General features: G+C 61.4%; 8 protein-coding genes, 1 tRNA gene and 1 other RNA gene. 3 read left to right on the top strand and 7 right to left on the bottom strand.

Annotated elements, in window-relative coordinates; translation table 11 throughout:
* The first annotated feature begins 170 nt into the window (after nucleotides 1-170).
* Nucleotides 171-629, top strand: coding sequence for an ISL3 family transposase (locus tag ACTQ1E_RS08470; RefSeq protein ID WP_441565835.1), 459 nt, complete (start codon nucleotides 171-173; stop codon nucleotides 627-629).
* Nucleotides 630-716: 87 nt separating this feature from the next.
* On the opposite strand, the gene bilS is transcribed toward ACTQ1E_RS08470, so the two are convergent.
* The 5 genes from bilS to tadA all read right to left on the bottom strand — a co-directional run bounded on the left by bilS (nucleotide 717) and on the right by tadA (nucleotide 7,519).
* On the bottom strand, nucleotides 717-1,268 hold the full coding sequence (gene bilS, locus ACTQ1E_RS08465) for a flavodoxin family protein BilS (RefSeq protein ID WP_441067895.1): 552 nt from the start codon (nucleotides 1,266-1,268) through the stop codon (nucleotides 717-719).
* Nucleotides 1,269-1,379: 111 nt separating this feature from the next.
* The gene (locus tag ACTQ1E_RS08460; RefSeq protein WP_441565833.1) at nucleotides 1,380-3,239 is read right to left on the bottom strand and encodes an ABC transporter ATP-binding protein; all 1,860 of its coding nucleotides are present in this window, start codon (nucleotides 3,237-3,239) and stop codon (nucleotides 1,380-1,382) included.
* The gene (locus ACTQ1E_RS08455) at nucleotides 3,240-5,123 is read right to left on the bottom strand and encodes an ABC transporter ATP-binding protein (RefSeq protein WP_441565831.1); all 1,884 of its coding nucleotides are present in this window, start codon (nucleotides 5,121-5,123) and stop codon (nucleotides 3,240-3,242) included.
* A 342-nt stretch (nucleotides 5,124-5,465) separates the two neighbouring features.
* Nucleotides 5,466-5,561: signal recognition particle sRNA small type (gene ffs / locus ACTQ1E_RS08450), an RNA gene on the bottom strand.
* A 152-nt stretch (nucleotides 5,562-5,713) separates the two neighbouring features.
* A complete protein-coding gene (gene tadA / locus ACTQ1E_RS08445) occupies nucleotides 5,714-7,519 on the bottom strand; it encodes a tRNA adenosine(34) deaminase TadA (RefSeq protein ID WP_441565829.1) in 1,806 nt (601 codons plus the stop codon).
* Nucleotides 7,520-7,570: 51 nt separating this feature from the next.
* On the opposite strand from tadA, the gene ACTQ1E_RS08440 reads away from it, so the two are divergent.
* Nucleotides 7,571-7,660, top strand: a tRNA-Ser gene (locus ACTQ1E_RS08440).
* A gap of 2 nt (nucleotides 7,661-7,662) precedes the next feature.
* On the opposite strand, the gene ACTQ1E_RS08435 is transcribed toward ACTQ1E_RS08440, so the two are convergent.
* Complete coding sequence (locus ACTQ1E_RS08435) at nucleotides 7,663-8,247, bottom strand: TetR/AcrR family transcriptional regulator (protein ID WP_427747789.1); 585 nt, start codon at nucleotides 8,245-8,247, stop codon at nucleotides 7,663-7,665.
* Nucleotides 8,248-8,458: 211 nt separating this feature from the next.
* On the opposite strand from ACTQ1E_RS08435, the gene ACTQ1E_RS08430 reads away from it, so the two are divergent.
* Entirely contained in the window at nucleotides 8,459-9,013 is a 555-nt protein-coding gene (locus ACTQ1E_RS08430) for a LemA family protein (RefSeq protein WP_441565827.1), read from the top strand.
* A 512-nt stretch (nucleotides 9,014-9,525) separates the two neighbouring features.
* On the opposite strand, the gene ACTQ1E_RS08425 is transcribed toward ACTQ1E_RS08430, so the two are convergent.
* Nucleotides 9,526-9,598 (bottom strand): IS3 family transposase (locus ACTQ1E_RS08425; protein WP_441015707.1); only part of this gene is annotated, 73 nt, incomplete at its 5' end.

Raw genomic sequence — 9,598 nt, 5'->3', positions numbered from 1 at the left:
AGACGTTCAGCTCTCCCATTACGTTTCGCTCCATATCCCGCTCCTCCCGGGTCGGATACCCGATCGGAGCATAGTTCCGTTAGCGCAGTTGGTGAAAGTACGTTAGCGGGGCCGGCGAAAGCGCGTTAGCGCATTCGGCGAGATGCGTTTGCGAAAGTGGTCAATTTTAGATTAGCGCTAACAAGGACCTCACCGACGGCCAGAGGGCGAGGCTCGAGGCGCTCAAGAAGAGGGCCGGCTCGCGGCTGGTCAGGGCCTGGGAGCTCAAGGAGGACCTGCGGGCCGTCTTCCGGGCAGCCGACGGCTCCGAGGCCGCCGAGCTGCTCGACGACTGGATGCACAGGGCCGCCTACTGCAAGATCGCCAAGGTCGTCGCCGTGGAGAAGAAGGTGCGCCGCCGGCGCGACGACATCATCGCCGCAGTCGAGCTCGGCATCAGCAACGGGCGCGTAGAGGCCATCAACAACAAGATCAAGGTGACGGTGAGGATGGGCTACGGCTTCCGCAACACCGACAACCTCGTGGCCCTGCTCATGCTCAGGTGCGGCGACTGCCAGCCCCAGCTCCCGGGTCGCCCGGTGAAGGCGAGGAAGAAGGGCGTGAAGGGAGCGAAGAGCGTTGCTGCCTAGGCTAGCCCCTTGTCACACAAACTACCGAAGCCTCGGATTTCGAGGCTTTTTCTTCTGTATTATTTCGCACGCGCGGCAGCGATAGACCTACTCGCCCAGCACGGCCTTCTTGGCGGCTGCCGCTATGTTGTCCAGATCTTCCTTGGTCGGATGGTCCTTAGCGGCAACCCAGTTGTCGAGCAGCAACTTAGCGCGGGCGTTGTCGGGATCTTGCTCGAGCATGGCCTCGTAGCGCTGCTTGACCGCAGGGCCCATCTTGCCCTGGCACATCGCCCAACCTACAAGCTCGGCATCATTGGCCAAATTGGAGGTCACGCGATCGATAATCTGCTGATAATAGCTCTGGTCGGCGCCAAAACCGCAGGTGCCAAACAAAAAGACGCGCTTGCCGTGCAAGGTGGAGAGCAACGCCGCGACCGAAGGCGTGCACGCGCCCTTGTCACACCAAAAACCGACGAGCACCGTGTCGGCCGCGCAGGCGCCCTGCGCCTCGAGCGCAACCTGATCTGCATCCGCATCGTCGCTCAACGCCGCGGCATGGACAAACTCAACACCCGCAGCCTGCAGAGCGCGCTTGATCGCGCCCGAAACCATCCTGGTATTACCGCTCTTGCTGTTAACCACCAAAGAGCACGTCATAGTCACGTTGCCTCGTTTCCCCCAAAACTAAAGCCACTAATGCAATTTATTAGATGAATATCTTAGTACCAACGTGACAGATGTAAACCACCGGCCGCTAATCGGTGGCCCCTACTGGGCAAACTGGCTGCGGTAAAGATCGGCATAGAAGCCGTCTGCCGCCAGCAGCTCGTCGTGTGTGCCGCGCTCGATAATCTCGCCGTCGCGCATCACCAGAATGCAGTCGGCGTTGCGAATGGTGCTCAGGCGGTGCGCCACCACAAAGCTTGTGCGACCGGCCATGAGCTCGTCGAATGCCGCCTGTACCTGCAGCTCGGTGCGGGTATCGATGCTCGAGGTCGCCTCGTCCAGCAGCAAGATCGCCGGGTCGGTGAGCATGACGCGCGCGATGCACAGCAGCTGTTTTTGACCCTGGCTAAACGTGCCGCCGTCCTCGCCAATCACCGTGTCGTAGCCCTGCGGCAGCTGCACGATAAACTTGTGCGCATGCGCGCGCTTGGCAGCTTCGATAACCTGCTCGCGCGTGGCATCGGGACAGCCGTAGGCTATGTTATCTGCCACCGTGCCCTCGAACAGCCATGTATCCTGCAACACCATGCCAAAGGCACGGCGCAGGCTTGCGCGCGTGTAGTCACGCAAGGAACGGCCATCGACCGCAATGCGGCCGGCATCGATATCATAGAAACGCAGCAGCAAATTGATGAGCGTTGTCTTGCCACAGCCCGTAGGGCCGACCAGGGCAAAGCGCATGCCGGGCTTGGCCTCGATGCAGATATCCTGCAGCAGCTTGCGGTCGGACACGTAGCTAAAGTCCACATGCTCAAAGGCGACCTCGCCCTGCGGTGCGGCAAGCTCTATAGCGTCCGACGCGTCGGGCTCCTGCTCGCGCGCATCGAGCAGCACAAACATGCGGCGCGCCGAGGCATACGCCGCCTGGATCTGCGTAATAACGTTGGTGACCTCGTTGAACGGCTTAGTGTACTGGTTAGCATAGGACAGAAAGATCTGCACGCCGCCCACCGTAAGCGCCGCCGGCACGCCCGTGATCACGCCCGCGCAGCCGATCACAGCGACCACGGCATAGATGATGTTATTGATAAAGCGCGTGCCGGGGTTGGAGAGCGAACCCATAAACTGCGCGCGCTCGCCCGCGGTGTAGAGCTCGGCATTGAGGGCATCGAAGCTCGCTTGCGCGTTGGAGCCATAGGCAAAGGCGTCGACAAGCTTCTGCTCGCCCACGTATTCCTCGATATGACCACCGAGCTGGCCTTGGATGCGCTGCTGTGCCGTAAAGCTCTTGTTGGAGAGCTTGGCAATAGCACCGGCTGCAAAAATGGAAAGCGGCGTGACGAGCACCACCACGAGCGTCATGGCCAGGTTGATGGAAAGCATAAATGCGAGCGTGCCCACAATGGTGATAACGCCGGTGAAAAGCTGGGTAAAGCCCTGCAGCAGGCCATCGCCCACCTGATCGACGTCGTTAACCACGCGGCCCATAAGGTCGCCGTGGGCATGGCTGTCGATAAAGCTGAGCGGCATGCGGCTGAGCTTGTCGCTCGCCTCCACGCGCATGTCGCGCACCGTCTCGTAGGACAGGCGGTTGACGCAGTAGCCCTGCAGCCACTGGAAAGCCGCAGCACCTACGACGACAATCGCGAGCTTGGTGACAAGCTGCAGCAGCGCGTCGAAGTCCACCTGCCCGGCGGCGACGATCAGGTCGATGCCCTCGCCGACGAGGATGGGCGTGTAGAGCTGCAGGATCACCGAAGCGGCGGCACTCACAAACGACGCTACAAACGAAATGCGGTGCGGACGAACATAGCCCAGCAGGCGGCGAGTTACCGCGCCCACGGGATAGCGCTCGGGATCGCCGGGCTGGCGCGGGCCGTCGCCCAGGTCGTTGAGGTTATCGTTGCCGGACACGTTGGCCGTCATCGTGGCGACCGAACCGGAGGAAGTGTAGGGATTCATTTAACAGCCCTCCTTTGCGCAGACGAATGCGGGGGCGGTCGGGGCGCCTGAGGCGGACGCGGGGCTTGGAGCGGGCGTGGGCGCCGTACTCCCCTGCTGACCCTCGAGCTCCTCGCGGCGAAGCTGCGACTGGCAAATCTCGCGGTAGAGCTGGCAGCTTGCATACAGCTCATCGTGCGTGCCCAAGCCCGCGACCGAGCCGTGGTCGAGTACGCAGATCATGTCGGCATCGCGAACAGTCGAGACACGTTGGCTCACGATGATGGTCGTCAGCGGCAGCCCGCCCTCGGCGGCACCGCGCATGCTGCGCTCGCGGATGGCGTGGCGAAGCGCCGCATCGGTCTTAAAGTCGAGCGCCGAGGCGGAGTCATCCATAATCAGAACCTGCGGCGAGCCCACTAAGGCACGTGCGATGGTCAGGCGCTGGCGCTGGCCACCGCTAAAGTTCTTGCCGCCCGCCTCGACCGGGGCATCGAGGCCCTGCGGCTTGTTGCGTACGAACTCGCTGGCCTGCGCCATATCGAGCGCCGCCCACAGCTCCTCGTCGGTTGCCGCCTCGTCGCGCCAGGTCAGGTTGCTGCGGATGGTGCCACTCACCAGCGACGCGCGCTGCGGGACGGTCGCGACCACGTGGCGCAGCTGGTCGAGCGGCCAGGTGCGCGCGTCGGCGCCCATCACGCTCACGCTGCCGGCGCTCGCATCGTACAGGCGCGGGATAAGCGAGACGAGTGTGGACTTGCCGCTGCCCGTGCCGCCGATAATGCCGAGCGTTTTGCCCACCGGCAGCTCCAGGGTCACATCGTTGACGGCGTTGGCAGCGCCCGCGCCAAACGAAAAGCTCGCATGATCAAAGCTCAGTGCGGGAACTGGAACAGCGCCACCCGCCAGTTCGCTCGGCTTGGGCAGCGCGACCGGCTGGTTGCCCTCATCGGTGATGCTCGGCTCACAATTGAACACCTCGTTGATGCGCGACGCGCTGGCGCTCGCCTTGGTAAAGACTACGACCAGGTTGGCGACGTACACGATGGAGGTGAGCGTCTGCGTCATGTAGTTGACGAACGCCATAACCTGGCCCTGCGTAAGCTCGCCCACGTTGACCTGGATGCCGCCCACCCACAGGATGGCGCACACGCCCAGGTTCATCATCAAAAACGTGACGGGGTTAAGGATTGATGAGAGCTTGCCCACCGCGATGGCAACATGCGCCTGCTCATCGGCGGCTAGGGCAAAGCGCTCGCGCTCGTGATCCTCGCGCACAAAGGCGCGGACCACACGGGCGCCCGAAAGGCCCTCGCGGCAGATAAGCGCGATGCGATCGAGCTTTGCCTGCAGCTGCTTGTAATACGGAATGCAGCGCGCCATGACAAACCAAAACACCAAGCCGATGGCGGGCGTGCAAATCAAGAAGATGATGCCGAGCTTAAAGTCGATGGCAAGGGCCGCGCACATGGAGCCCACCGCCAGGAAGGGCCAGCGGATGAGCATGCGCACGCCCAGCGCCACGGCAAGCTGCACCTGGTTGACGTCGTTGGTGATGCGCGTGATGAGCGACGGCGTGCCAAAGCGATCGAGTTCGGCATAACCCAGCTTATTGATGTGCTGGTAGAGCGCGCCGCGAATGTCGGTGCCCATGCCCTGCGAGGTGAGCGCCGCCATCTTTTGGCAGACGAGCGTAAACGAGATGCCGATCACAGCCATGGCGGCGAGCACCATACCGTAGTGGACGACGGCGTTGACATCGCGTGCGCCAATACCCTTATCGATCATCTGGGCAATCACGAGCGGCGTAAGTAGGTCAAAGATCACTTCGATCAACTTACACGCAGGGCCAATCACCATATACCGGCGAAACTTACCACCAAAACGCCTGAGCAGCTCAATCATAAAAAGGCGCTCCCTATCATCATCTCTCTTCAATCTGATTCATGATAGTACGGCGAGCCCTGGAGATGCGTAAGCAACTCGTTACAGATGTAAGGGCGACGGTCACTAGCGCCCAAGGCATGTAGCAGCCGATGTTTTGGCAACGCCAGCAAGCGCCGCAAGACACGGGATTCAATTCTTCAGATAAATGCGCCCTCTACGGGTGATTTTTGGACGAAGTGGTCCCGGTGCCGGCGGGCTGTTTGGTAGTCGAGCGATCCCGCAGGCAAAGCCGAGGACCAGCGAGACACCAAACAGCCCGCCGGCACCGGGACCGCATCGCGGCACCAAAAAGCGCCCGTGCGCTCGATGGATTCGGATGCCCGACAGAGGCTCCTTATGGCTGCTTCCTTCCGGACCTGACCAGATTCGGAACATGTCGTCATCCGAACCCATCGAGCGCGCTTGGCGCTCGGTATATCTTACCCGCTCCTGCCCGATGGGGCAAGGTAGCTAATTTGGGACGGGGCCAAAAAGACTACTTTTGAGTTGCGGTGGAATAGCTCCTGTTTTACGGCCAAGGCCAAAAACAGGAACTATTCCACCGCAACTTATTGAAACTTGCCTGGATAAACTTGAATACGGCCGAGGTCGTAGGCTCGAGCGGCTGCCTCGCCGGCACAGATGAGGTTGGTTGTGGCTTCCTGGGGGTCGAGCGCTTGGTCAAGGGGCATGGGTCTGCGGCAGACCGGCAGAACCAAGTCGATACCCTGTCCATACACCGCATCCAAGCTGTCGGCACGACCGCCTACGGCGGCGACCACCGGCTTGCTATATCGCTTCGCACGACGGGCCACGCCCACCGGCGCCTTACCGGCGGCGGATTGCTCGTCCATATTGCCCTCTCCCGTTATGACCAGGTCGGCATCGCGCACGCGCTCGTCAAACCCCACGAGGTCGAGCACCGTCTCCACGCCCGAGCGCAACTCGGCGCCGAGCGCCAGCAGTGCGGCACCCAAGCCACCCGCCGCGCCCGCGCCGGGCACGCCGAGCACCGAGCCAAATGCCCGTGCGCCCTCGGGTGTGCGCAACAACCCCTGAGCCCGCGCCCTAGCAATCGCCGCATCGAGCAGGCGGCCATAGCCGACCATCCATCCGTCGTATTTGCCCAGGGCCTCGGCATCCCCCGTCGGCAGACCCTTCTGTCCACCGAACACCGCAAGCGCGCCGCGACGCCCCACGAGTGGGTTCTCGACATCGGAGAGCACCACGACACGCACGCCGCCCAGTACCTCAAGCGCCGACGCCAAATCAACGCTCGCTACCTGCTCAAGGCCCGCAAGACCGGGGGCGACATCGCAGCCCTGATCATCGACCACACGCGCGCCCAGCGCCTGCAGCATACCGGCGCCGCCATCGTTGGTAGCGCTGCCGCCCAAGCCAATATAGATAGTCTTTGCCCCAGCACGGACCGCGCGAAGCATGAGCTCGCCCACGCCATAGGTCGAAGCCGCAAGCGCCGCCGATTCCGTGCAGGGCGAATACCCAATACCCGCCGCCTCGGCCATCTCAACTACAGCCGACTCGTGCTCGCCGTCCACCAGCATCCGGGCAGACACGCGATCGCCCAAGGGCCCTGCAACCTCGCAGGTCAAAAGCTCGCCGCCGCGCGCGGCGACGGCATCGAGCGTTCCCTCGCCACCATCTGCCAGCGGCAAAGCGCTCAGCTCGGCATCGGGCCACACCTGGAACACGCCTTCGGCAACGGCCGCCTCCGCCTGCGCGCTCGAAACGCTGCCCTTAAAGGAATCGATCACCAACAGCACACGGCGGGGCCGGCGCTGCACAGGACCAAAGTTGAGCGTCTCGTCGGCGAGATTCCCAACACCCGCAAGTGCCTTGGCATGAGCGACATGCGCCTCAAGATCGGCCCCACAACCGCAGACAGCACCATCGGTGTCACGCAGCCCACTAAAATAGCTGCTCAGTACCCTGCGGCAATCGTCTGCCAGCACGCCCGCGGTCACATTAAACCGATGGTTCAGGCGCGAATCGGCATTGAGGTCATACAGCGAGCCCACCGCGCCCGCCTTGGCATCGGCCGCACCATACACGCAACGCCCCACGCGCGCGTTAACCATAAGCCCCGCGCACATGCAGCAGGGTTCGAGCGTCACGTAGACCGTACAATCGGAAAGGCGCCAACGCCCAAGCGTCTGAGCGGCGGCGCACAGGGCCAAAAACTCGGCATGTGCCGAAGGGTCCTGGTCGAGCTCACGGCGATTATGCGCCCTCGCGACAATCTCGCCCGCACGCACCACCACAGCACCAATCGGCACCTCGCCCACTGTCGCAGCGGCGCGCGCCTCCGCCAGCGCCTCGCGCATGAACTTCTCGTCGATTTCGGTGATCGTCATCGTTCGCCTTCCCTGTTGCAAATTCAAAACGATGCTATCATTACGACTCACGGAGAGATGGCAGAGCGGTTGAATGCGGCGGTCTTGAAAACCGTTGAGCGCGAGAGCGTTCCGGGGGTTCGAATCCCCCTCTCTCCGCCACCTTAGTGATTCACCGGCGTCATGGTGCGCTCAAACAGCGCATCGACCACGTCGGCCATCTCGGGTCGACGCTCAAGATCGTGGCCCGATTCCCACCAATTTGTGAACACTCGAATAATGCCACCGGCGATAAATTCCGATGTCGTCTCGAGCGAAACGGGCGCCAGGGCGTCTTCGGCAAGCGAGCTCATCACACGCTCACGGATGGAATGCGCGATGCGGTCGCAAATCATGCCGGTCAGCATGCCCGACATGCTGCTCGCCAAAAGGTTATCCATGAGCTGCTCATGCGCCAGTACCATATTCATGGCATCGTCAAAGACCTCATGGCGAAGCGCCTGTACATCCACAAGCGGCTCCGCGTCCGCTGCGTCGGTCTGGTTTTGCGGCAAGCCCGTCATAAGCTCATCGATATAGAAGGCAAAATAATCGTTTTTATCGCGAAAATGCTTATAGAACGTCGTGCGGCGAATCAGGGCCCGGTCGCAAAGCATGGCAACCGTCAAATCCTCAAACCGATGCTCTTCCAAAAGCTCGGTAAAGGCGTCGAACAGGGCACGATAGGTTTTCTTGATGCGAAGGTCCATCCGTATCGCCATCCTCAAGGCGTAGACAGCATTCCGTAATTTGTCGCATATCTTACACCTGTACCAACCGTTCGATATTGGCGCCCCCTCCCTGGTTGAAACAAAACGCTTACCGGAAAGTTCGGCACCGCCAAAGGTTGCGGGTATACTAGATACGTTATACCAACAACGGCCGGCGCAAAATGCCGCTGCCATTCGAAACGGAGACATCATGCTTCCCCCCGTCATCATCGGTATCGTTGTTGTCGTTGTGATCGTCTGCGCCATCGCTGGCATCTACAACAACATGGTTACCAAGCGCAATCGCATCGATAACGCCTGGCAGAACATCGACACGCAGCTGCAGCGCCGCAACGACCTGATCCCCAACCTGGTCGAGACCGTCAAGGGCTACGCCAAGCACGAGCAGGACACGCTCGCCGCCGTGATCAACGCGCGCAACACCGCCGTAAGCGCCACCACCCCCGAGGCCAAAATGGAAGCCGATAACGTGCTGACCGGTGCACTGCGCCAGCTCTTTGCCGTGGCCGAGGCCTACCCCGACCTTAAGGCGAACACCAACTTTATGCAGCTCCAGGCTACGCTCGAGGACACCGAGAACAAGGTGAGCTACGCGCGCCAGAGCTACAACGACTGCGTGCTCAGCTACAACAACGCCATCCAGACGTTCCCGGCCGTTATCTTTGCCGGCATCTTCCAGTTTAAGGAGCGCCAGGGCTTCGAGGCCGTCGAAGCTGCCCGCCAGGCACCGACCGTCAAGTTCTAACAGATCCGCAGCGTATCCTTAATCAGGTATATGCATAAACCGTCCCGTCGAATGCATACTTCGGCTGGACGGTTGCTTTTTGCCCACAGGTACCCCAGTGGGCGGCGTGCAAATTTTGGAGTTTTCAGCATCCTGGAGCCCAAAGGAACAGGAACGGGCCCACAAAACCGCGTTGAAAACCCTGATTCTGAGCCCTCAGCACCTCAGGGATCACTCATTTTCTACAGGATACGGCTCACGGCGCCTGACTTTCGCCCAAAATCCCGTATGCATGCGCACCCAGCTGCTGAAAACTCCCAAAAATGTACGCCCCGTCCCACCCCAGGCGAGCGGCAACCGGAAAACCGCGCACGCACCTCTTCCTGGTGCGCGGTTTTCCTACAGAACTGCGCGGGGTCACTAGGGCCAAGCTCCTTATGGAGCCCACACCCAGGCGCACTCCGCAGGACGAAAGAACCCCCGCCGCACGTAGTGTGAACTGCACCCCAAAACTTGGACGGCTTAAATAAGAACTACGCCGCAAGGGACTGTCTCCGGAACTCCTCCGGGGTCAGTCCCTTCAGTTTAACCTGGCGCCTCCTCGTG

This window comes from Collinsella sp. LCP21S3_C7 (genome assembly GCF_052118485.1).
Taxonomy (GTDB): domain Bacteria; phylum Actinomycetota; class Coriobacteriia; order Coriobacteriales; family Coriobacteriaceae; genus Collinsella.
The sequence above is the reverse complement of the archived record's forward strand: the minus strand, read 5'-3'. Positions and strand labels throughout refer to the sequence as shown.

Bases quoted from the DNA above. Each gene is read 5' to 3' on its own strand.
- bilS (WP_441067895.1), bottom strand. From the start codon at position 1,268: ATGACGTGCTCTTTGGTGGTTAACAGCAAGAGCGGTAATACCAGGATG.
- ACTQ1E_RS08460 (WP_441565833.1), bottom strand. From the start codon at position 3,239: ATGAATCCCTACACTTCCTCCGGTTCGGTCGCCACGATGACGGCCAAC.
- ACTQ1E_RS08455 (WP_441565831.1), bottom strand. From the start codon at position 5,123: ATGATTGAGCTGCTCAGGCGTTTTGGTGGTAAGTTTCGCCGGTATATG.
- tadA (WP_441565829.1), bottom strand. From the start codon at position 7,519: ATGACGATCACCGAAATCGACGAGAAGTTCATGCGCGAGGCGCTGGCG.
- ACTQ1E_RS08435 (WP_427747789.1), bottom strand. From the start codon at position 8,247: ATGGACCTTCGCATCAAGAAAACCTATCGTGCCCTGTTCGACGCCTTT.
- ACTQ1E_RS08430 (WP_441565827.1), top strand. From the start codon at position 8,459: ATGCTTCCCCCCGTCATCATCGGTATCGTTGTTGTCGTTGTGATCGTC.